At 65.3% G+C, this 20,485-nt stretch carries 23 protein-coding genes and 2 tRNA genes; 13 read left to right on the top strand and 12 right to left on the bottom strand.

Annotation, left to right across the window (positions count from 1 at the left end; translation table 11 throughout):
* Positions 1-24: 24 nt before the first annotated feature.
* From IM784_RS01605 to IM784_RS01560, 10 genes are all read left to right on the top strand, one after another.
* Positions 25-1,326 carry an FAD-dependent oxidoreductase gene (locus IM784_RS01605; RefSeq protein WP_199553538.1) on the top strand — a complete coding sequence of 434 codons (1,302 nt, stop codon included), beginning with the start codon at positions 25-27 and terminating at the stop codon, positions 1,324-1,326.
* Positions 1,327-1,408: 82 nt separating this feature from the next.
* A tRNA-Pro gene (locus tag IM784_RS01600) sits at positions 1,409-1,485 on the top strand.
* Positions 1,486-1,565: 80 nt separating this feature from the next.
* Positions 1,566-2,672: a YeiH family protein gene (locus tag IM784_RS01595; RefSeq protein WP_235976467.1), complete on the top strand. Its 1,107-nt coding sequence runs from the start codon at positions 1,566-1,568 to the stop codon at positions 2,670-2,672.
* Positions 2,673-2,682: 10 nt separating this feature from the next.
* Positions 2,683-3,108 (top strand): MarR family winged helix-turn-helix transcriptional regulator, encoded by a 426-nt coding sequence (locus IM784_RS01590; protein WP_199553537.1) that lies wholly within the window; start codon positions 2,683-2,685, stop codon positions 3,106-3,108.
* 41 nt (positions 3,109-3,149) lie between these two features.
* Entirely contained in the window at positions 3,150-4,241 is a 1,092-nt protein-coding gene (gene hppD, locus IM784_RS01585; RefSeq protein WP_199553536.1) for a 4-hydroxyphenylpyruvate dioxygenase, read from the top strand.
* Between the two features lie 13 nt (positions 4,242-4,254).
* Complete coding sequence (gene hmgA / locus IM784_RS01580; RefSeq protein ID WP_199554108.1) at positions 4,255-5,514, top strand: homogentisate 1,2-dioxygenase; 1,260 nt, start codon at positions 4,255-4,257, stop codon at positions 5,512-5,514.
* Entirely contained in the window at positions 5,511-6,803 is a 1,293-nt protein-coding gene (gene fahA, locus IM784_RS01575; RefSeq protein WP_199553535.1) for a fumarylacetoacetase, read from the top strand. Before hmgA ends, fahA begins: the two co-directional genes overlap by 4 nt.
* A gap of 81 nt (positions 6,804-6,884) precedes the next feature.
* Complete coding sequence (locus IM784_RS01570) at positions 6,885-7,700, top strand: universal stress protein (protein ID WP_199553534.1); 816 nt, start codon at positions 6,885-6,887, stop codon at positions 7,698-7,700.
* A 73-nt stretch (positions 7,701-7,773) separates the two neighbouring features.
* On the top strand, positions 7,774-8,217 hold the full coding sequence (locus IM784_RS01565) for a DUF6325 family protein (RefSeq protein WP_199553533.1): 444 nt from the start codon (positions 7,774-7,776) through the stop codon (positions 8,215-8,217).
* A gap of 10 nt (positions 8,218-8,227) precedes the next feature.
* Complete coding sequence (locus IM784_RS01560) at positions 8,228-8,536, top strand: hypothetical protein (RefSeq protein ID WP_199553532.1); 309 nt, start codon at positions 8,228-8,230, stop codon at positions 8,534-8,536.
* Between the two features lie 33 nt (positions 8,537-8,569).
* Here the strand turns inward: IM784_RS01560 and IM784_RS01555 are convergent, their stop codons facing one another.
* The 4 genes from IM784_RS01555 to IM784_RS01540 form a co-directional block, all read right to left on the bottom strand.
* Positions 8,570-11,458 (bottom strand): TonB-dependent receptor domain-containing protein, encoded by a 2,889-nt coding sequence (locus tag IM784_RS01555; RefSeq protein WP_199553531.1) that lies wholly within the window; start codon positions 11,456-11,458, stop codon positions 8,570-8,572.
* Positions 11,459-11,637: 179 nt separating this feature from the next.
* Positions 11,638-12,852, bottom strand: a complete 1,215-nt coding sequence (locus tag IM784_RS01550; RefSeq protein ID WP_199553530.1) for a carbohydrate porin — start codon at positions 12,850-12,852, stop codon at positions 11,638-11,640.
* A 79-nt stretch (positions 12,853-12,931) separates the two neighbouring features.
* Positions 12,932-13,007: transfer RNA gene (locus tag IM784_RS01545), tRNA-Ala, on the bottom strand.
* 114 nt (positions 13,008-13,121) lie between these two features.
* Positions 13,122-13,442 carry an FYDLN acid domain-containing protein gene (locus IM784_RS01540; protein WP_199554107.1) on the bottom strand — a complete coding sequence of 107 codons (321 nt, stop codon included), beginning with the start codon at positions 13,440-13,442 and terminating at the stop codon, positions 13,122-13,124.
* 137 nt (positions 13,443-13,579) lie between these two features.
* Between IM784_RS01540 and aroA the strand changes: the two genes are divergently transcribed.
* Positions 13,580-14,950 carry a 3-phosphoshikimate 1-carboxyvinyltransferase gene (aroA, locus tag IM784_RS01535; protein ID WP_199553529.1) on the top strand — a complete coding sequence of 457 codons (1,371 nt, stop codon included), beginning with the start codon at positions 13,580-13,582 and terminating at the stop codon, positions 14,948-14,950.
* Here aroA and wecB read toward each other — a convergent pair.
* Positions 14,940-16,100: a non-hydrolyzing UDP-N-acetylglucosamine 2-epimerase gene (gene wecB, locus IM784_RS01530; RefSeq protein WP_268920794.1), complete on the bottom strand. Its 1,161-nt coding sequence runs from the start codon at positions 16,098-16,100 to the stop codon at positions 14,940-14,942. The genes aroA and wecB overlap by 11 nt on opposite strands.
* Positions 16,101-16,359: 259 nt before the next feature.
* On the opposite strand from wecB, the gene IM784_RS01525 reads away from it, so the two are divergent.
* Positions 16,360-16,509, top strand: coding sequence for a (2Fe-2S)-binding protein (locus tag IM784_RS01525; RefSeq protein WP_408015266.1), 150 nt, complete (start codon positions 16,360-16,362; stop codon positions 16,507-16,509).
* 20 nt (positions 16,510-16,529) lie between these two features.
* On the opposite strand, the gene IM784_RS01520 is transcribed toward IM784_RS01525, so the two are convergent.
* From IM784_RS01520 to IM784_RS01495, 6 genes are read right to left on the bottom strand one after another with little or no spacing between them, the layout of a single operon-like run.
* Positions 16,530-17,471, bottom strand: coding sequence for a bifunctional riboflavin kinase/FAD synthetase (locus tag IM784_RS01520; RefSeq protein WP_199553526.1), 942 nt, complete (start codon positions 17,469-17,471; stop codon positions 16,530-16,532).
* Between the two features lie 46 nt (positions 17,472-17,517).
* Positions 17,518-18,021, bottom strand: a complete 504-nt coding sequence (locus IM784_RS01515; protein WP_199553525.1) for a dihydrofolate reductase — start codon at positions 18,019-18,021, stop codon at positions 17,518-17,520.
* Positions 18,021-18,767: a glycerophosphoryl diester phosphodiesterase membrane domain-containing protein gene (locus IM784_RS01510; protein ID WP_199553524.1), complete on the bottom strand. Its 747-nt coding sequence runs from the start codon at positions 18,765-18,767 to the stop codon at positions 18,021-18,023. The genes IM784_RS01515 and IM784_RS01510 overlap by 1 nt, the downstream gene beginning before the upstream one ends.
* A gap of 16 nt (positions 18,768-18,783) precedes the next feature.
* Positions 18,784-19,110, bottom strand: a complete 327-nt coding sequence (gene grxD / locus IM784_RS01505) for a Grx4 family monothiol glutaredoxin (protein ID WP_199553523.1) — start codon at positions 19,108-19,110, stop codon at positions 18,784-18,786.
* 19 nt (positions 19,111-19,129) lie between these two features.
* Entirely contained in the window at positions 19,130-19,366 is a 237-nt protein-coding gene (locus IM784_RS01500) for a BolA family protein (protein ID WP_199553522.1), read from the bottom strand.
* A gap of 7 nt (positions 19,367-19,373) precedes the next feature.
* Positions 19,374-19,691, bottom strand: coding sequence for a DUF1476 domain-containing protein (locus IM784_RS01495; RefSeq protein ID WP_199553521.1), 318 nt, complete (start codon positions 19,689-19,691; stop codon positions 19,374-19,376).
* A gap of 142 nt (positions 19,692-19,833) precedes the next feature.
* Between IM784_RS01495 and IM784_RS01490 the strand changes: the two genes are divergently transcribed.
* The gene (locus IM784_RS01490) at positions 19,834-20,010 is read left to right on the top strand and encodes a YegP family protein (RefSeq protein ID WP_235976466.1); all 177 of its coding nucleotides are present in this window, start codon (positions 19,834-19,836) and stop codon (positions 20,008-20,010) included.
* 7 nt (positions 20,011-20,017) lie between these two features.
* Here IM784_RS01490 and IM784_RS01485 read toward each other — a convergent pair whose 3' ends face one another.
* Positions 20,018-20,473 (bottom strand): DUF721 domain-containing protein, encoded by a 456-nt coding sequence (locus tag IM784_RS01485; RefSeq protein ID WP_199553520.1) that lies wholly within the window; start codon positions 20,471-20,473, stop codon positions 20,018-20,020.
* Positions 20,474-20,485: the final 12 nt, after the last annotated feature.

Here is a 20,485-nt window from a genome sequence, read left to right as displayed (position 1 = left end):
CTTCCGGCGGTGAGGGAGAACCGCATGCGGACACTGGCAATCATTGGCTCGGGACCGGCCGGATTCTATACGGCGGAGGCTGCGCTGAAGACCTTTGGCGAGGATGTGCGGTGCGACATCATCGATCGGCTGCCGACGCCCTATGGCCTGATACGTGCCGGGGTGGCGCCGGATCACCAATCCATCAAGGCGGTTTCCCGGCGCTATGAAGCGGTGGCGACCGATGCGCGGGTGCGCTTTGTGGGCAATGTGACGATCGGTGAGGATGTTTCCGTCGAGGAGCTGACGGGGCTCTATGACGATGTGGTGCTGGCGATCGGGGCGCCGCTGGACAAGCCGCTGGGCGTGCCGGGCAGCGAGCTGCCCGGCGTGATGGGGTCGGCGGCGTTTGTCGGCTGGTACAACGGCCATCCGGATTTCCACGACCGGGTGCCGCCGATGGCAGTGGAAGGCGCGGTGATCGTGGGCAACGGCAATGTCGCCATCGATTGCGCGCGTATCCTGGCGAAGACGGTGGGGGAGCTTTCGGACAGCGATATTGTCGGCGATGCGCTGATGCCCGATCTGCGCTCCGGCCTGCGGCGGGTGCATATATTGGGGCGGCGCGGGCCGCATCAGGCGAGCTTTACCCTGAAGGAAGTGGGCGAGCTGGGCGAGCTGGAGCTGGCGACGCCGCTGGTGCGGCCGGAGGATTTCCCGCCGGTGGAGGCCGATGCCGCGCTGGAAACGGGACAGCGCCGGGTAGTGGAGGTGCTGCGCAAGTTCGCGGCCGCCGGCCCCGACCCGGAGAAGCGGGTGGTGGTGCAACTGGATTTCTTTCACCGGCCGCTGAAGGTGCTGGGAAACGGCCGTGTCGAGGCCATCGAAGTGATGAGGACGCGGCTGGATGCAGACGGCCGTGCCGTGGATACCGGCGAGACGGAGATCATTCCCTGCGGGCTGGTGGTGGCGGCCATTGGCTATCGCACCAGCCCTGTGCCTGGCGTGCCTTATGATACCGATGCCGGGCGGTTCGCCAATGTGGACGGGCTGATTTCCGACGGGCTGTGGTGTGTCGGCTGGGCGCGGCGGGGACCTTCGGGCACGATCGGCACCAACCGGCCGGATGGGTTTGCGCTGGTGGAGAGGCTGGCGGCCGTCGAGCGGAGCGGCGGCAAGCCGGGACCGGCGGGGCTGGATGCGTTGCTGGCTGGGCGGAAGGTGAAGGTGGCCTATTTCGCCGACTGGCAAAAGATCGATGCGCTGGAGGTTTCGCGTGCACGGCCTGGCGCCCCGCGGGAGAAAATCGCCACGCTGGACGAACTTCGGCGCGTTATTGCCGATTGAGCGCTGCCGGCAACTATTTGCCGAAGTCGCCCGTTGGGCGCTTGACGCGGCAGGGGTGCCCGACTATCCCGCCGCCTCGGTCCGGGGAATAGCTCAGCCTGGTAGAGCGCTGCCTTCGGGAGGCAGAGGCCGGAGGTTCGAATCCTCTTTCCCCGACCATTCCAATACATGGTCATTGCCAGCGGATCGATTCAGCCGATCCCCTTTCCGGAATCCGGCTGATATACGGATCGGCACCTATGACAGCGCCTGACAGAAAAACCGCCAAAGCCCGCTCGATGGATCTTGCCAGCATGCATGGTGCTGGGGATCTGTTCGGCGAGATCTATCTTGCGGAACAGGGCACCCGACCGGCCGAGCGGCAGCGGCTGGGCGGCTATTTCCCGGGGCTGGCAGTGTGTGCGACGGCGGCGGCGGCGGCCGCCTGGCTTTCGGATCACTATGATTTTCCGATCATCCTGCTGGGGCTGATCGTGGGAATGGCGCTGAACTTCGTTTCTGCCGACGAGCGCACGCACAAGGGGCTGGATTTTGCCTCCCGCACCTGTCTGCGCATCGGTATTGTGGTGCTGGGGCTGCAGATCACCTTTGCCCAGGTCATCGATCTGGGGCTGGTTCCGTTTGCTGCGCTGGCGGTGATCATGGCGCTGACCATCGGTGCGGGGTTTGTCGGCGCGCGGATTTCGGGGCAATCGCCCTATGCGGGGCTGCTGGCGGGCGGGGCGACCGCCATCTGCGGGGCAAGCGCTGCGCTGGCGCTCTATGGCGTGATCGGGCGGCAGCGGCTGCCGCAGGAACAGTTTGCGCTGACACTGGTGGGGATCTCGCTGGCGAGCGCGCTGGCGATGTCCGTCTATCCGGTGCTGGCGGGGCAAATGGGGCTGTCGGACGCGCAGGCCGGATTCCTGATCGGCGCTTCGGTGCATGACGTGGCGCAGGCGATCGGCGGAGGTTATGCCTTTTCCAACGCGGCTGGGATGGACGCGACCATCGTGAAGCTGGCGCGGGTTGCCCTGCTGGCGCCGGTGATCGCTCTTGCCAGCCTTGCCCTTCGCCCGTCAGACGGCGGCAGCAAGGGCGTGTTGCGGCGGCTGACGCTGCCGTGGTTCATCACCGCCTTTCTGGTGGTGATGGTACTGAACAGCCTGATCGGATTTCCAGCCGAGGTGAACCGGATCGGGCTGACCATTTCCAAGGCCTTTTTGCTGCTGGCGGTAACGGCGACTGCCATGCGCATGCATGTGAACATGGTGATGGGAATGGGCTGGCGATCGGCCGTGCCGGTGCTGGTGGCGACGCTGGTGAGCTTCATCGCCTCGCTTCTGTTCGCCAGCTTGCTGCTCTAGGACGTGGGCGATGCTGCGTCTTTCCGAATTCCTGCCCTATCGGCTTTCGATTGCGTCCAACGCCGTCTCTGACCGGGTGGCTGCTGTCTATCAGTCCCGCTTTGGGCTGAAAGTGCCGGAGTGGCGGGTGATTGCGGTAGTGGCCGAAGGCGGCCGGATGGCGCAGGCGGCGCTGGTGGCGGCGACGCAGATGGACAAGATGACGGTGAGCCGCGCAGTGGCGGCACTGGTGGAGCGGGGGCTGCTGTCGCGGGCGCCTGCGGGCGACCGGCGGACGCTGGAGCTGGGGCTGACGGCCGAGGGCGCTGCGCTGTATGAAGAGATTTCTCCGCTGGCGCTGAAGATGGAGGAGGAGCTGTTTGGCAGCTTTTCGGCGGCGGAACGGGCGCAGCTGATGCAATTGCTGCGGCGGACGGAGGCTTGCGCGAAATCGTAACCGATGTTACTATATCGGCCATAAATTCAGGAGCGAGTTCGATGGCCAGCGCAGCAAAGCATATCCCGCCTGTCGAGAATTTCATGGGGCTCGACGGATTTGAGTTCGTCGAATTCACCGGGCCGAACCCGCAAGGCCTGGCCGACCTGTTCGAGAAGCTGGGCTTCACCCATGTGGCGACGCACCGGTCGAAGGATGTCCGCCGCTATACGCAGGGCGACATCAACTTTCTGCTGAACTTCGAGCCGGAAGGTCAGGTGGCCGAGTTTCGCGCCAAGCGCGGGCCGAGCGCCAATGCGATGGCGTTTCGGGTGAAGGATGCGCGCCTTGCCTTTGACGAAGCGCTGAAGCGTGGTGCCGAACCGGTGACCGGCAAGCTTGGCCCGATGGAGCTGAACATTCCCGCCATCAAGGGCATCGGCGGCGCCAATCTCTATCTGGTGGACCGCTATGGAGCGGCGGAAATCTATGATGTGGACTTCGTGGCGGTGCCCGGTGCGAAGCGCGACGACCGCAGCGTGGGCCTGCATACGCTGGATCACCTGACGCACAATGTCGGCCGCGGGCAGATGGCAACCTGGGCGGATTACTACGAGCGCATCTTTGGCTTCCGCGAGATCCGCTATTTCGACATTCAGGGGCAGGCGACGGGTCTGTTTTCCAAGGCGATGACCGCGCCGGACGACAAGATCCGCATTCCGCTGAACGAAAGCCAGGACGAACACAGCCAGATCGAGGAATTCCTGAAGGCCTATAATGGCGAGGGAATCCAGCATATCGCGCTGGCGACCGACGACATTTTCAAGACGGTGGATACGCTGAAGGCCAATGGCATCGCCTTCCAGGATTCGCCCGACACCTATTTCGACCTGATCGACAAGCGCCTGCCGGGCCATGGCCACGACATCGAGGAAATGCGCAAGCGGCGCATCCTGATCGATGGCGCGCCGGAGACGGGCGGCGGGCTGCTGCTGCAGATCTTCACCGAGAATATGGTGGGGCCGATCTTCTTCGAGATCATCCAGCGCAAGGGCAATGACGGCTTTGGAGAGGGCAATTTCAAGGCGCTGTTCGAATCGCTGGAACTGGACCAGATGCGCCGCGGCGTGATCCCCGCCGGCATGCGCTCGTGAGGCAGTCGTGGATTTGACCGGCTTCGGTTCGGAGCTGCAGTCGGAGGAAATCGCGGGCGCCTTGCCGGTGGGGCGGAATTCGCCGCAGCGGCCGCCGCTGGGCTTGTTTGCCGAGCAGTTTTCCGGAACGGCGTTCACCGCGCCCCGGCACGAGAACCGGCGCAGCTGGCTGTATCGCCGGCTGCCGAGCGCCATGCATGGCGAATATCGGCCGCTGGCGGCGGGTGGCGTGCAGGCGCCGCCGTTCGCGGACGGAGTGCTGACGCCGAACCGGCTGCGCTGGAGCCCGCTGCCGCTGCCGGAGCATGGCGCGGACTGGCTGGACGGCTTGCACACCTTGGCGGGCAATGGCTCTGCGGAGGAAGCCACAGGCGTTTCAGTGCACCTGTATGCCTGCAACCGCTCGATGACCGGGCGTGCCTTTGCCAGTTTCGACGGCGAGATGCTGTTTGTGCCGCAGGCGGGGGCGCTGGAGATCGTCACCGAGTTCGGCGCCATGACGGTGCCGCCGGGACATGTGGCGCTGGTGCCGCGCGGCTGCCGGTTCCGGATGGATGTGGACGGGCCTTCGCGTGGCTATGTTCTGGAGAATCACGGGGCTTTGTTCCGCTTGCCTGATCTGGGGCCGATCGGCTCTAACGGGCTGGCGAATGCGCGGGATTTTTTGTCACCTGCCGCACGCACGGAGCCGGATGCGCCGACGCAGATCGTGGTGAAGCTCGGCGGGCAGTTCTGGGAAACCGCCCTGCCCCACAGCCCGTTTGATGTGGTGGCCTGGCACGGCAATCTGGTGCCGTGGAGCTATGATCTGGCGCGGTTCAACACGATGGGGACGGTGAGTTTCGACCATCCCGATCCGTCGATCTTCACCGTGCTTACCTCGCCTTCCGGGCAGCCGGGCGTGGCGAACTGCGATTTCGTGATCTTCCCCAGCCGCTGGATGGTGGCGGAGGATACGTTCCGGCCGCCCTGGTTCCATCGCAACGTGATGAGCGAGTATATGGGGCTGATCTCGGGCGAATATGACGCGAAGGAAGGCGGCGGATTTGTGCCGGGCGGCGGGTCGTTGCACAACCGGATGTCGGCGCACGGGCCGGATGTGGCGAGCTGGGAAAAGGCCAGCGCGGCGGATTTGCGGCCGCAGAAGTTTGACGCGGGGCTTGCCTTCATGTTCGAGACGGTGAGGCCGTTCCGGCTGACGCGCTGGGGCCATGAGACGCCGCTGCGGCAGCAGGGCTATGACGATGTTTGGCAGGGATTTTCAAAAGCATGAGCTGGTGGGCAATCGATCATACGCATGATGTGAACGCCCGTTGCTGGGTGGACGGCGCCGACGGGCATCCGAACTTTCCGGTGCAGAACCTGCCGCTGGGACTGTTTGCGGACGGGCATGGTGGCCCGCGCGCCGGCGTGGCTATCGGCGGCTTTGTGCTCGATCTGGCCGGCGTGCTGGAGGCCGGGCTGTTGCCGGGGCTGGAGCATCTGGAGGAGTTCACCCGCGAGCGGCTGAACGAGCTGCTGGCGCTGGGGGCCGAAGTGCGGCGGGAGCTGCGCCATGCGCTGTTCGCGCTGCTGACCGACGAGACGCAGCGCGAGGTCACCGAGCCTTTCCTTGTGCAGCACACGGTGGTCGACATGTACCTTCCCTGCGAGGTGGGAGACTACACCGATTTCTATGCCGGCATTTATCATGCGATGAAGGTGGGCAGCCTGTTTCGGCCGGATAATCCCTTGCTGCCCAACTATAAATATGTGCCGATCGGCTATCATGGCCGGGCCTCTTCGGTGGTGTTGACGGGGACGCCGGTGAAGCGGCCGCTGGGGCAGTTGCCGGGCGGGGATACGCCGTGCTTCGGCCCTACCGAGCGGCTGGATCTGGAGCTGGAAATCGGCGTGTGGGTGGGGCCGGGGAATGCGCTGGGCACTCCCGTTTCGATTGCCGAGGCGCATGAGCATATCGCTGGATTTTGCCTATTAAACGACTGGTCTGCGCGTGATGTGCAGGGCTGGGAATATCAGCCGCTGGGGCCGTTTCTGGCGAAGAATTTCATGACGACGGTGAGCCCGTGGATCGTGACGCCGGAAGCAATGGCGCCGTTCCGGGGGCCGGCCTTTGCGCGTGCCGAGGGCGATCCGGCGCCGCTTCCCTATCTGGCCGATGCGGACGATCAGGCGCATGGCGGGCTGTCGCTGGAACTGGGCGTCTGGCTGCAGACGAAAGCAATGCGGGATGCCGATTTGCCGGAGCATCGGCTGTCGGGCGGAAGTTCGCAGGCGCTTTACTGGACAGTGCAGCAGATGTTGGCGCACCACACGGTTGGCGGCTGTAACCTGCAGGCGGGTGACCTGTTTGGCACCGGCACGATCTCTGGAGCGGAGGTTGGCGAGGAAGGCTCGCTGCTGGAGCTGACGAGCGGCGGCAAGACGCCGCTTGTGCTGCCGAACGGGGAGACGCGGACCTTCCTGCAGGCTGGCGACAGGTTGCGGATTTCGGCCGAGGCGCGGCGCGCGGGGTTTGCGACCATCGGCTTCGGCGACTGTATTGGCGAGGTTATCGACTAGCCTTTTCCCCTTAATGTTTGACGGCGATCAAGGCGGCGGGGCACACTCGCCGCCACTGAAAGCGGGAAAGCGAGGGCGAAGATGAAATCGATTCTGCTGCACGTGGGCGATGACCCGCATTTCGAATCCCGCCTGCAGGGTGCGCTGGATCTGGTGCGCTTTCTGGACGGGCATCTGGAATGCCTGCAGACGCGGCGGGTTCCGGCCTTCCTGGGCGCCGATCAATCCGGCTTCGCGGGCGGTGCCGCCATGGTGGTTCAGCTTGTCGAGGATGAAGCGAAGCGCGCCGAGGACGAGCGGCAGAAGCTGGGGGCGCGGCTGAAGGGCGAAGGCGTTTCCTACAGCTTTGTCGAGACGATGGGCGATCCGTCGCAGACGCTGGTCGACCGCTCGCTGCTGTCGGATGCGATCGTGATGACGATGGCCGGCGCCAATGACCGGGAGCTGGCGCATGCGCTGGCCGCCGTGGTGACGCATGCCGATGCGCCGGTGCTGGCGGTGCCGCACGGCGCCTCGCGGCTGCAGCTGGAGAATCCGGTGCTGGTGGCGTGGAAGCCGACCAAGGAAGCCGCGCATGCGGTGAAGCGCTCGGTGCCGCTGCTGGCGAAGGCGGCGCGGGTGGATATCGTCACCATCGATCCGCCGGGAGAGGGCGATTTCCCGCCGCTCGCGGTTGCCGCCTATCTGTCGCGGCATGGGATCAAGGCAGAGCTGCATGAACGGACGGCTGCGGGCGGTTCGACTTCGGATACGCTGCTGGCGACGGCGCGGGAGCTTGGTTCCGGGCTGGTGGTGATGGGCGGCTATGGCCGCAGCCGTGCGATGGAATTCCTGCTGGGCGGGGTGACACGGCGCTTGCTGGGCAACAGCGATGTCGCCTTGATGATGGCGCACTGATCCTCTGATGGGGCACTGGCGTCGCCGAACCGGCTCATACGGGTGCTAGCGGAAGCTGGAAGAGGAGAAGTCGATGACGTCACCTATCGGACCGGTGGAATTCCTGTTGCTGGGTTTTGACGGCAACCGCTTCAATGGCGACATTGCATCGGCGGTTTCGGATCTTGTCGACAAGGGGCTGATCCGGCTGCTGGATCTGGCAGTCGTGATGAAGGATGCGGCCGGCGAATCGGTGATTCTGGAAATGCAGGAACTGCCGGAGGACGTGGCCGATGCGCTGCGCGAACTGACGGGGGACGTGCGCGGGCTGATGTCGGAAGCCGATCTGATGGATGTGGCCGACAGCCTGGAGCCGTCGACGACGGTTGCGGCGCTATTGGTGGAGCATATCTGGGCGACGCGCTTTTCCGATGCTGTGCGCGCGGCCGGGGGAGAGCTTCTGGTTTCCGAGCGTATTTCCGGCGATACGGTGGATCAGGCACGGGCAACCCTGACCGCCATCGCCGACGCGATCTGAGGAGAGACATATGCTGGGTTCAAGACGCGGGCGGCCAAGCCTGTTTGGGCGGGCGGCTGGAACGGCTGCGCGCACCGCCATCATCACCAAGACGGCGACTGCGGTGGCCGGAAGCTCTGCCGAAAAGCAGATGGCGAAGGCGCATGCCGCCGAGCTGGCACATGCAGAGAAGATGGCCGCCGTCGGTGGCGGAGACGCGGCGGCGGCTGCACCTGCGGGAGATTTGCTGGACGCGCTGCGCAAGCTGGCGGTGGCGCATGACGCCGGCATCCTGACCGACACAGAGTTTGCCGCGAAGGTGAAGGAGCGGCTGGCCTGATCGGGGGCCGGCGAGGCCGGCCCCCGTTTCGGATCAGAAGGTGAACTGCACGTTCAGCGTATAGGAACGGCCGCGCGGATCGGCGACGCGCGGTTCCCAGCTGCTGCCCGAACCCAGGTTGCTGTCGTAGTTGACAGCGAACGGCGGGTCTTTGTCGAACAGGTTCTTCACGCCTGCGGTAAGCTGCAGATTCTCGTTGAACTCGTAGCCGACCGACATGTTGTAGATGACATAGTTGGACGTCGTTTCCACAACGTCCGGCGGCGAGACACGGCCGGCCGCCACGCCCGGCAGCACCGAGTTGGTGTAGCCCTTGCGGAAGATCTGCGAGATCGAGCCGTTCCACGGGCCGTTCTGGTAGGTGACGAACATGTTGTGCTTCCAGCGAAGCCCGAGGTCGCCGGACAGGGTGTAGCGGCCGACTTCGCTGACGCCCCAGTCCGCACCGGGGGAGAGCTTCGACTTCTTCTTCAGCAGATAGCTGCCATCGAGCCCGAAGCCGATATTTCCGCCCCAGAGATCTGCATTGGCGCGCGCCGTCACTTCGATGCCCTCGGTCTGGGTGCCGCCGGCGTTCATCCAGCGGCGGTCGACGGCGATGATGTTGCCGCCAGCATCGCGGATGAACTTGTCCTCGAAGTCGGAATAGTTGTCGACCATGTCCTGCAGCGGCGTGACCTGGATGTTGTTGGAGCGGTCGATCTTCCACCAGTCGAGCGAGACGAATATGTTGGAGGTGGGTTCGAAGACCACGCCGAACGAGAATTGCTCGGCGGTTTCCGGCTGTAGCGAGGCATTGCCGCCGGTGAGGATGTCCGGACGGATGGGGGTGCAGCCGGGGACTGCCGAATCCGGGCGACCGCCGGGGCAGGTCGTCGGATCGACGAGATCGAGGCCGGTGTAGAGCGAGACGGTGGTGCCGTTGTAGAGCTGGTTGAAGTTCGGCACGCGGAAGCTGGTGTTGTAGGAACCGCGGAACATGATCTGCTGGATCGGGCGATATTTCGCGGAGATCTTCGGGTTGGTGGTCGTTCCGAAGCCGCTGTAATCGTCGAGCCGCAGGGCGCCGGTCAGTTCGAAGCCCTTGAAGACTGGCACCAGCACTTCGCCATAAACGGCCTTCACCGTCCGCGAGGCGCCGGCGAGCGCGTTCACATCGTCGAACGGAGCGGCGATGATGACCGGGCGGGCGATGGCGGCGCGGGAATCGCCGTTGAAATTATAGTCCTCGATGCGGAGATCGACGCCGACCGCTGCCTGCACGGTGCCGGCGGGCAGTTCGAACAGCGCGCCGGAGGCGGACGCATCGAGCTGCCAGAGGCCGTACTTGCCGCCATAGAGCTTCACGCCCTTGGCCGAAGCGCCCTCGATCAGTGCCATGCCGGTGGCCGATTGCGTTTCGCCCGGCTGCAGGAAGACGTTGATATTGCCCGTGTTCAGCGCATCGATGATGCCGTTGGCGATGATGTTGCCGTTCGCGTCGCGCGTGGTGTTGCGGTAATAATAGCCATTGCCGAGTGTCGAGGTGGATTCCGAATAGCCGTAGGAGGCGCCGACCCGATAATCCCAGCCCCAGCCGATCGGGCCGTCAGCGCCGGCCGAAAAGCGCAGCGTGTTGGTTTCGGTGGTGATTTCGCGCGGGCCGCATTCGATGCAGCGCCAGCGATAGGCCATCGGCTTGCCGCGCTGCGATTCCAGCACCGGGAAGGTGGCAACCAGTGAATTGAACACGCGATCATAGATGGCGGCGTTCGAGGCCGTGCGCGCATAGGCATAGTTCTGCGTTGTGGTATTTGGCGTGATCTGCAGGTTGGAGAAGCGCTTTGACGCATCCGCATCGGAGCCGGTCAGCTCGGCGTAGAATTCATGGTCTCCGGTGCGGAAGGTGGCGCGGCCGATATAGCTGATGGTGCGTTGCGGCTGCTGCAGGACGGCGGCCCGGCCGGTATCCCAGGCGCAGGCATATTCGGCCGACGGCGTGTTCCAGATGTCGGCCGCATAGTCGTCCATGCCGTCGACAGAATTGCAGCCTGCGCCTCCCGGAAGGGCCAGCGGATTGATGCCCCCCGAGGCGCGGATCGTGGTTCCGGGAATGAAGGGGGCGTTGGCGGCGGCGTTCATGATGGTGCCGTTGGGCGTGTTCGGACCGACACCCAGGGGGAAGATGGTGGCATAGGGCGTTCCCCGCGTATCGGGCGACAGGCCGCGTTCGGGCTGGAAGGTGTTCACAAAGCTTCGCTGATCGCCGCGCAGGGCCTTCGCCTCGGTGATGGAAGCCCCTGCCATCACGTTGAAGCCGTCATCGTCGAGGTCGCCCCAGCCGCCCATCACCGAGCCGCGGAAGATGTTGCCGCCGCCGGCTTCGGTCACGTCCATGAAGCCCTGGGCCTGCACGCCCTGAAAGTTGTTGCGGGTGATGAAGTTGATGACACCGCCGACGGCATCGGTGCCGTAGATGGCCGAAGCGCCGTCCTTCAGGACTTCGACGCGCTCCATGGCGAAGAGCGGAATCTGGTTGATGTCGACAACGCCGCCGTTGAGGCCATGGGCGGGAACGCGGCGGCCGTTCAGCAGTATGAGGGTGGCAGAGGCGCCCTGCCCGCGCAGGTTGGCCGAGGACGCGCCGTTGTTGCCGCGGGCGGCGCCATCGACCACGTCGGCGTTGGATGCGAGGTTGTCGAGGCCGGTGCCGTTGGCCGTAAGCGAGGCGATGAACTGCTCGGGCGTGGAGATACTGTCGCGCTTCAGATCCTGGACGGTGAAGATCTGCAGCGGAAGCGGGCTGTCTTGTACGACGCGCTTGATGCGCGAGCCGGTGACGACGATCGCTTCGTTCTCGTCTGTCGCGCTGGAAGGCGCTTGTGCGAATGCAGGCGCCGCCAGGATCGTGGTGCCAAGAAAGGCCACGAGCAGATTCTTCATTTGGTACAAGTCCCTTTTTGTAACGCCGTCCCCAGCCGGCACATGCGTGACGCGTGTTCGCGTTCATCTGGGGGCAATGTTAAACGGAAAGGCGTTGGTGAAAAGGGAGTTGCTGCGCTGCATCGCAGCTTCGCGCGGCATGTGACAATCCTGTCACAGTATCGGGGGCGGCGCGCGGCCTAGAAGGAAGTCTTGGCGCGGATGCCGGCGTAGAGCGCGGTCGGCGCATTCGCGAACGCTGAATCGACGACCTGGATGTTGCCGGTGAGGCGAATGGCCGGGATCAGCTGGGCGGTATAGTAGAATTCGACGCCCTGCTCGTCCTTCAGGGGGAGCAGCGGTTCCACGGTACGGATGAACTTGTTGTTGAGTGCCAGGCGGAAATAGCCGAGGCCGACGGTGTCGCTGGGGCGCGAGGCGAAGGGGACCGATCCAGCTGCGCCCGCGGTCATGCTCCAGCTGAGGATTTCGGGCGTCCCTTGCGAAACGCCGACATGGCCGAACAGACCGAAGCCGCGCTTGCGGTCGGCGGGATCCTGCCAAAGATATTGCTGCACGCCATATTTGAAATAGGCGCCACCGCGTTTGGGAACCGGCACATTGTCGAGGATGGGCGGCAGCGTGATATCGGGGAAATCGTCGGCGCTGCGGCGCTGGCGGCTGGTAACGAAGACGCTGAAATTGTGGAAACCCTGCTTGCCGCCGATCTTCGCCGGGATGAGGACGACGGCCATGCCGTCGACTCCGTCGCTGAAGAAGCGGCCCGGGCCAAACTGCTTCGTCCAGTCGTCTGGGGCCCAGACGCCACCTGTGAGGACGACCTTGCCGACGGGGACGGAGACCAGTGCGCCAAGTATCTTGGGCGAAGCGATGAGTGCCGGCGGCGAGGCGATGCCGATGTGCTGGAAGCCCTCCTTGCCGCCGCCGCCGACGATGGGGATGGCAGTGGACTGATCCAGCATGTTGATCTTGCCGGCCTGGATGCGGACACGGCCGATCCGCTGGACGATGTTTACCGAAAGATCGAAATCCTCGCTGTCGTTCGAGGGGAAATTGAGCGCGGTGTTGACCGGGAGCAGCACGCGCGAGCCGACGCGGTTGACGCTGCGGCCATAGACGAACTCGCCCTGCGCCTTGATGGTGAGGCCGTTCCACAGGCCGATGCCCTCGCCGTCGATATCGGCATAGACATCCGCGCGGCCGCCATAGCGCGGGGCGAAATCGCCGCTGCCGGCGACGGCAGAGGAAACGAACTGGGTCCAGTCCAGCCTCAGGTCCAGCGGCGGCGTTTGTGGGCCGGCGGGCTGCGCGGAGACGGGTGCGGAGACGACGAGCGCAAGCGCGATGGCTGCAGTGCGCAGTGGGGCAATGGTTTCCGGCGAAAGCTGCAACATCTTCAACCCATCCCTCGTGAGGAGATTTGCCGCACGTACGGGCAGTTGTGAAGCCAGCGCAGGGATTTGAGGGGAAGGATGGTGGAGCCTAGCGGGATCGAACCGCTGACCTCTACAATGCCATTGTAGCGCTCTCCCAGCTGAGCTAAGGCCCCGAAACCATCTCTATGCGTCCCGCCTGGGGGCGGGAGGCGGTGCTCTAGTGCAGGAAACCGGGCGGTTCAAGCCCAGTTTTGGCCCTGCATCCAGATTTTTTCCAGCACGCTTTTCTAGCGATCTTCCTCGCGGTCTTCCACGACGACTTCGGCGATGTCGTCGCTGTCGCCGCCGATATCGACGTCGGAATCTTCCGACGGCTCGTCGCTGTCGGCGTCGATGTCCAGATCGTCGGTCTCGAGCGCCGGCTCGGCCTGCGATTCTTCAGCCTTGGCGGCCTCGAATGGCAGAGTCTGTTTCGACTTCAGGATCGGCTCGGGCACCCAGGCATTGCCGCAGGCAATGCAGGTGACGGGGTCGTCGCTTTGCAGGTCGTAAAAGCGGGTCCCGCATTTCGGGCACTGGCGCTTGGTGCCCCATTCGGCCTTGATCACGTTCTGAATTCTCCAACAAGCGGCGATGTGGCTGATTCGAGCAGCCGCAGGCACGGGCCTGCGTTGGCCGGGACCTGCCATCGCCGGAAGGCGGGCGCCTTGCCATAGGTGCGCCCGCCTGTCAAAGCCCGCGCCCGATGACCGAGCGCGCCACTCCCCTTCCCGCCCCGCTTTCTGCCCCGCTTTCGTTGGTCGCCGACGGACCGCTGAGAGGCCGGGTGAAGGTGCCGGGCGACAAGTCCATCTCGCACCGGGCGCTGATGCTGTCGGCGCTGGCTGTGGGCCGCAGCGAGATCGACGGGCTGCTGGAAGGCGAGGATGTGCTGGCGACGGCTGCCGCGATGCGGGCGATGGGCGCCGGGGTCGCGCGCGATTCGACCGGCCGCTGGCAGGTGGACGGCGTGGGTGTGGGCAGCCTGCTGCAGCCGGCGCCGGCGCTGGACATGGGCAACAGTGGCACCTCTACCCGGCTGCTGATGGGGCTGCTGGCGAGCCATCCGATCACCGCCACCTTCATCGGCGATGCCTCGCTTTCGAAGCGGCCGATGGGGCGGGTGATCGCGCCGCTGGGACGGATGGGGGCGGAATTCCAGGCCTCGCCCGGCGGGCGCCTGCCGCTGATGCTGCGCGGCGCCGAGCGGCCCTTGCCGCTGCGCTATCGGCTGCCGGTGGCCTCGGCGCAGGTGAAATCGGCGATCCTGCTGGCGGGGCTGAACATCGGCGCGGAAACCGTGGTGGAAGAGCCGATTGCCACGCGTGACCATAGCGAACGCATGCTGAAGGGATTCGGTGCCGATCTTTCGGTCGAGCCGCTGGACGGCGGCGGCAAGCTGATCGCCGTTCGCGGCTGGGCAGAGCTGAAGCCGCAAAAGCTGGTGGTGCCGGGCGATCCCTCCTCTGCCGGGTTTCCGATGGTGGCGGCGCTGATCGTTCCTGGCAGCGATATCCTGATCGAAGGGGTGGGTCTGAACCCGACGCGCGACGGGCTGGTGCGTGTGCTGCAGATGATGGGTGGCGACATCGTGGCGGAAAATCCGCGCGAGGTCGGCGGCGAGCCGGTGGCGGATCTGCGCGTGCGGCACAGCGTGCTGAAGGGGATCGAGGTGCCGCCGGATGTCGCGCCTTCGATGATCGACGAATATCCGATCCTGTTCGTGGCGGCGACGATGGCCGAGGGACGAACTGTGATGCGCGGCATCGAGGAACTGCGGGTGAAGGAAAGCGACCGGATCGCAGCGATGGCGGCGGGCTTGCGCGCGGCCGGCGTGACGGTGGAGGAGCTGGAGGACGGGCTGATCGTGGAGGGGAGCGGTGGTTCGAAGCCGGCTGGAGGCGCCACAGTCGCGACGCATCTGGATCATCGGATCGCGATGAGTTTCGCGGTGCTGTCGCTGATGACGCGCGCACCGGTGATCGTCGACGACCGGGCGCCCATTTCGACCAGCTTTCCGGATTTCCTGCCGCTTCTCTTAGGGCTGGGCGCGCGCGAGCTTTCGATCAGCAGCTGACGGTGGAGCGTCCCGCCGTCGCCGATTGGTGATAGCCCAGCCAGTTATCGATGATGCTGGCGATGCGGGCTGATGCCTGGCCGTTTCCGAATGGCCAGACCGGCGCCATCGGGCGCCGGGCGAGATTTCGCCGCACCGCGGTGATGATACTGTCGGTCTGCAGCTCCACCAGTTCGGCGGCGCCGGCGCTTACCGCTTCGGCGCGTTCGGTGGCGCGGCGGAGGATCAGGGTGCGCAGCCCCAATGCGGGGGCTTCTTCCTGCAGGCCGCCCGAATCGGTCAGCAGCAGGCGAGCGCGGCGCATCATCCACACCATCGTTGCATGATCGACCGGCGGGACAAGGTGAACCCTCGCCCTGCCCTCCAGCTGGGGGCGAAGGATTGCCTGCACCGCGGGGCTCGGATGCATCGGCAGCAGCACCTCCGCCTCGTCCATGTCGGCGAGTCGCGCCAGTGCGGCGGCGATGTTGCGCATCCGAACCCCGATATTCTCGCGTCGGTGCACGGTGGCGAGCAGCAGCGGGCGTCGGGTGGACACCAGCTGCGGGTATGCGCGCTCGATCGAAGCGGCGAGTTCCGGGCCGGCGTCCAGCCGGGCGATGGTGTCGCACAGGGCATCGATGCCGGTGTTGCCGGTGACATGGATGCGGGAAGCGTCGACGCCTTCGCGCCGGAGTGCCGAGGCGGCAAGACGGGTGGGAGCGAAATGCAGGCTGGCCATTGGCGTCACCAGCGTGCGGTGCAGCTCTTCGGGGTGCGGTTCCTCGAGATCGTTGGTGCGCAGCCCTGCCTCTACATGGGCGACGGCTATGCCGGCATAGGCGGCGGCCAGCGCGCCGGCGAGCGTCGAAACCGTATCGCCCTGCACGATCACCAGCGGCGGGCGCCAGGCCGCCATCACCGGGCCGAGGGCGGAGAGGATGGCGGCCATCAACTGCGAAGGCGTTGCGCCGGGCAGGCGCACGGCGAGTTCGCAATCGGCGACGATGCCGGCTTCCCGCAGCATGAGCGGGGCGAGATCGGGATGTTGCCCGGTAAGCACCAGGACTACGCGCTGGCCGCGCGCCTCGAGCGCCCGCACAACCGGCGCCAGTTTCACCACTTCCGGCCTCGTCCCGCATACCGCGAGGACCGGCAACCTGCCTTGCATAGATGGCACCCCAACGCGGGCTGCCACCTCTCGCAACACGCTATACAGTTCGACCCGAGGCTGTGCGTATCAGCAAGGTCGAGGCCGTTCCACCGCTTTCCGGGTCGCAGGGTGTTGGAAATCGTTAACTAGTTTGCCGTTGCGAATCGCTTGCAACGCAGCCGACTATTGCATATCAGTCGCAAAATCGGATTTTCGCCTGACGGGAACCTGCGAACCTATGATCGTCTGCTCTTGCAATGCGCTGAATGAGGTCCAGGTGCGGGAGATTGCCCGAACCGGTGTTCGCTGCGAGCGCGAGGCCTATGCGCGGCTGGGTTGCCGCCCGCAATGCGGCCAGTGCCTGCCCTTCGCGCGTCAGGTTGTGCAGGAAGAGCATGGGCAGATGGAGCTGGTCTCCGCCGCCTGAGCTGCCCGTTTTCGTCGGTTTCAGACTGCTGCCAGCACCGATCTCGCGGCTTCCGCGTCGAGCTTGATCTGCGCCTGCAGCGCGTCCAGCCCGTCCAGCTTCAGCTCGGGCCGCAGCCAGCCGATCAGCTCCACTTCGGGCTGCTGGCCATACAGGTCTCCGGACCAGTCGAGGATCCAGGTTTCCAGCAGCTCCACCGGCGGATCGAACATCGGCCGGATGCCGAGATTCGCGACGCCCGCCGCAGTGCTGCCGTCGGGCAGGTGCACGCGGACGGCATAGACGCCGTAGCGCGGCCGGACATAGTCGCCCAACAGCTGGTTGATCGTCGGCACGCCGATGCTGCGGCCGAGCTTCTGGCCGTGGATGACCTCTGCGGAAATCGCGAACGGGCGAGTGAGCAGGCGCGTGGCGAGCGGCATGTCGCCGTCTGCCAGCGCCTGCCGGATGCGGGTGGAGGAAATCGCCCCATCCCCTTCGGCGCCGGGCTGGGTGACGGGGCGGATGGCCTCTGCGGTGAAGCCGAGCGGGGCCCCCAGCGCCGGCAGATCGTCGGCATGGCCGGAGCGGCCCTTGCCAAAGGTGAAATCCTCGCCGGTGACGACATGCGAGACCCCCAGCCGTTCGGCGAGCCATTGCCGGGCGAACTGTTCGGCGGACAAGCTGGCGAGGGCAGCATCGAACGGAATCACGACGGCGGCATCGACCCCCAGCCCGGCGAAGTGCCGGAGCTTCTGCGCCGGTGTTGTCAGCGCGAACGGCGGCGCATCCGGCCGGAAGAATCGCGAAGGGTGCGGATCGAAGGTGGCGACGAGCGCCGGGCGGCCGGCCGCGCGGGCGGCGGCAATTGCCGCGCCGATGACGGCCTGATGCCCCTTGTGCACGCCGTCGAAATTGCCGAGTGCCAGCGCCCCGCCCGTCAGTCCGGCGGAAAGCCGGCAATCGCCCGTCACGATCTCCATGGTGCTGCCAGTTAGCGGCTGCGGCTGTCGCGGACCAGAGGCAGCATCATGGGCGGCGGTAGCTGATGAAGCTGTGCGCCGGCGCGTCGCCTTGCGGTCCATGGTCTTCGCGGGCGGTTTCCTGCCAGATCTCCGGGTCGGGGCTGGGGAAGAAAGTGTCCCCCTTTGGCGCGATGTGGATGCGGGTGAGCTCTATGCCGGTGGCGATGGGCAGCGCGAGGGCGTAGATTTCAGCGCCGCCGATCACCATGATGCGCTCGGCGCGCGCCTTGGGGTTCATGCCGGCTGCTGCGACGGCTTCGGCAAGATTGGGGACGGTGGTGACGCCGTCGGCGTTCCAGCCGGACTGACGGGTGAGGACGATATTGTGGCGGCCGGGGAGCGGCTTGCCGATGGATTCGAAGGTGCGGCGGCCCATGATGACCGGCTTGCCGACAGTGAGTCGCTTGAAGTGGCGGAGATCGGCGGGGAGATGCCAGGGCATGGCGCCATCCTTGCCGATGACGTCATTGTCGGCGGCGGCGACCACCAGGATGATTTCCGGTCGCATCAGGCCTGCTCTTGCTGGCGGGCCTGCAAGGCGCGGGTGAGCGTGGCCAGAAAGGCCACATAGGCCATGCCGAACAGCGCAGAGGCGCCCGCCGCCAGCGCCTCGAAGATCCAGCGGCCAATGCCCCACCCCTCGGGCGGTTTGCCCGCGGCGAGCGTGGTGAGGACGCCGACAGCCGATCCGAGGCCGGTGATGCCCAGGGTGATCATCATGAAGCCCAGGAACAGGATGCCCAGCATGCCGAGGATGCGCAGCGAATGACCGTCGGTCAGTTGCCAGCTGCCGCGCAGCGCCTGGATCGGATCGTGGCTGCCGGTGGCGAGGAGGGGGATGGTGACCGACAGACGCGCCAGCAGCCAGATGCCGGGTATGACAAGGAACAGCAGGCCGAAGCCGACCGCCATGCCCTGTATCAAAGTGGCGGCGATTCCCGGCAACAGCAGCAGGATCGCGCCCTTCAGCACCTGACCAAGCGTGCGATCAGACGTGCCGTCGTTGAAGATCACGAAGGCGATGACCAGCTGGCCGATCAGCGAAACCGTGGCGAGAAGCGCGATGGCGGTAAGATCGCCGAACAGGCGGTCGCCCTTGAAGATCTGCTCTGGCTGCACGTCGCCGAGATGCCAGGCAAACAGCAGCTGTGGCAGGAACAGGAATGCCCCCGCGACCGGCAGCAGCAGATCAAGGTGCCGCGCCAGCGCAGACAGTGTTTCAGGCCACAGGCGGCCGAAGCTGAGGGGTTCCAATTGGGTCAGGATGCAGTCAGGCGGCCTTGACGCCGGAATCGGCCATCAGTGCCTGCAGTTCGCCAGCTTCAAACATTTCCATCATGATGTCCGAGCCGCCGACAAATTCACCCTTCACATAGAGTTGCGGGATCGTCGGCCAATCGGAATAGGCCTTGATGCCCTGGCGGATTTCCTGATCCTGCAGCACGTCCACCGAGTGGAAGGCGACATCCAGATGCTCGAGGATGGCGATGGCGCGGCTGGAGAAGCCGCACTGCGGAAAGAGCGGCGTGCCCTTCATGAAGAGTACGACATCATGGCTCTTTACGATGCCGTCGATGCGTTCGGATACTGCGTCCATTGCGGGGTTCTCCAGTGAATCAGGCGGCGGGGGTTGCTGTGGTGAGTTGCAGGGCGTGCAGCACGCCGCCCATGCGGCCGCCGAGCGCGGCATAGACAAGCTGGTGCTGCTTTACGCGGGAGAGCCCTGCGAAAGCCGATGACGTGACGTGTGCGGCCCAATGATCGTCGTCTCCGGCAAGGTCCGTCAGCCGCACTTCCGCATCGGGGAGGGCAGCGCGGATCGCGGCTTCGATTTCGTGGCCGGGCATGGGCATCGTCGGCTCAGCCCTCGATCTGGGCGCGGGCGTCGGCGGCCTTTTTGGCCAGCATGTCGCGCACTTCGATGTCGCTGGTTTCGACGCCGCCCTTCAGCAGGTCGCCTATCAGCTTGCGGATCACGTCCTCGTCGCCGGTTTCCTCGAAATCGGCCTGCACGACGGACTTGGCATAGGCTTCGGATTCAGCCTCGGTGAGACCAAGACGTTCGGCCGCCCACAGGCCCATCAGCTTGTTGCGGCGGGCAGTGATGCGGAATTCCTTGTCGGCATCATGGGCAAAGCGTGCCTCGAAGCCCTTTTCGCGATCGTCGAACGTGGTCATGCCGTCCCTTTGTTTGCCCGTGGATTCTCTGGCGTCGAGATAGGCGGCATCGACGGCACATTCAACCGATGCCGTGTTGCGCGGGCCGAGCTTTCCTGCAAACTTCGGCTACCAACCAATCAACAGTTTGGGGAAGCACGATATGTCGATGACCTTCGAACTCTATCAGGACAAGTCCGGCGAATATCGCTGGAGGCTGAAGCACCAGAACGGGAATATCCTGGCGACTTCGTCGGAGGGCTATTCGTCGAAGGCGGCGGCGATGAAATGCATCGAGAATGTGAAGGCGAGCGCGGATTCGCCGGTGAAGGAAGTCTGACGACGTCCTAGCCGATCCTCGGCGGCCCCTTCGCAACCGCGATCTGGGCCGCAAGGTCTTCGAGCGCGGCCCTCAACCCCTCGTCCTTCACGCCCTCCAGATTGCTTTGGCGGACGGGCGCGGCCTGCGGCGGCGGCGCATCGCGTGCCGGCGCCTTTGGAACTTCGCCCTGCACCAGCTTCAGCCTGGCGACTGCATTGTGGCCGAGCAGCCGATTTACCCGATCCAGAATCTGTGGCGCAACATGCTGCAATTGCAGCGAGAACGGACCTTCGACGCGGACGGTAAGGGTGCCGCCGACCTTTTGCCCGCGCGGGAAGCGGAGGTTTTCCGGCACCGACCAGCGGGCATAGACGGGGCCGACCACATCCTTCCAGCGGCCGAGCAGGGTGCCGTGCACGAAGCCGAAGCGGCGGAAGGCGACGCCGCCGACTTCGGGCAGCAAAGAGCCGACGTCGCGCACGCCGTTGCGGCG

Origin of the sequence: Sandaracinobacteroides hominis (assembly GCF_016464365.1) — a bacterium.
Classification (GTDB): Bacteria; Pseudomonadota; Alphaproteobacteria; order Sphingomonadales; family Sphingomonadaceae; genus Sandaracinobacteroides; species Sandaracinobacteroides hominis.
The sequence above is the reverse complement of the archived record's forward strand: the minus strand, read 5'-3'. Positions and strand labels throughout refer to the sequence as shown.

Bases quoted from the DNA above. Each gene is read 5' to 3' on its own strand.
- IM784_RS01605 (WP_199553538.1), top strand. From the start codon at position 25: ATGCGGACACTGGCAATCATTGGCTCGGGACCGGCCGGATTCTATACG.
- IM784_RS01595 (WP_235976467.1), top strand. From the start codon at position 1,566: ATGACAGCGCCTGACAGAAAAACCGCCAAAGCCCGCTCGATGGATCTT.
- IM784_RS01590 (WP_199553537.1), top strand. From the start codon at position 2,683: ATGCTGCGTCTTTCCGAATTCCTGCCCTATCGGCTTTCGATTGCGTCC.
- hppD (WP_199553536.1), top strand. From the start codon at position 3,150: ATGGCCAGCGCAGCAAAGCATATCCCGCCTGTCGAGAATTTCATGGGG.
- fahA (WP_199553535.1), top strand. From the start codon at position 5,511: ATGAGCTGGTGGGCAATCGATCATACGCATGATGTGAACGCCCGTTGC.
- IM784_RS01570 (WP_199553534.1), top strand. From the start codon at position 6,885: ATGAAATCGATTCTGCTGCACGTGGGCGATGACCCGCATTTCGAATCC.
- IM784_RS01565 (WP_199553533.1), top strand. From the start codon at position 7,774: ATGACGTCACCTATCGGACCGGTGGAATTCCTGTTGCTGGGTTTTGAC.
- IM784_RS01560 (WP_199553532.1), top strand. From the start codon at position 8,228: ATGCTGGGTTCAAGACGCGGGCGGCCAAGCCTGTTTGGGCGGGCGGCT.
- IM784_RS01555 (WP_199553531.1), bottom strand. From the start codon at position 11,458: ATGAAGAATCTGCTCGTGGCCTTTCTTGGCACCACGATCCTGGCGGCG.
- IM784_RS01550 (WP_199553530.1), bottom strand. From the start codon at position 12,852: ATGTTGCAGCTTTCGCCGGAAACCATTGCCCCACTGCGCACTGCAGCC.
- aroA (WP_199553529.1), top strand. From the start codon at position 13,580: ATGACCGAGCGCGCCACTCCCCTTCCCGCCCCGCTTTCTGCCCCGCTT.
- wecB (WP_268920794.1), bottom strand. From the start codon at position 16,100: ATGCAAGGCAGGTTGCCGGTCCTCGCGGTATGCGGGACGAGGCCGGAA.
- IM784_RS01520 (WP_199553526.1), bottom strand. From the start codon at position 17,471: ATGGAGATCGTGACGGGCGATTGCCGGCTTTCCGCCGGACTGACGGGC.
- IM784_RS01515 (WP_199553525.1), bottom strand. From the start codon at position 18,021: ATGCGACCGGAAATCATCCTGGTGGTCGCCGCCGCCGACAATGACGTC.
- grxD (WP_199553523.1), bottom strand. From the start codon at position 19,110: ATGGACGCAGTATCCGAACGCATCGACGGCATCGTAAAGAGCCATGAT.
- IM784_RS01500 (WP_199553522.1), bottom strand. From the start codon at position 19,366: ATGCCCATGCCCGGCCACGAAATCGAAGCCGCGATCCGCGCTGCCCTC.
- IM784_RS01495 (WP_199553521.1), bottom strand. From the start codon at position 19,691: ATGACCACGTTCGACGATCGCGAAAAGGGCTTCGAGGCACGCTTTGCC.
- IM784_RS01490 (WP_235976466.1), top strand. From the start codon at position 19,834: ATGTCGATGACCTTCGAACTCTATCAGGACAAGTCCGGCGAATATCGC.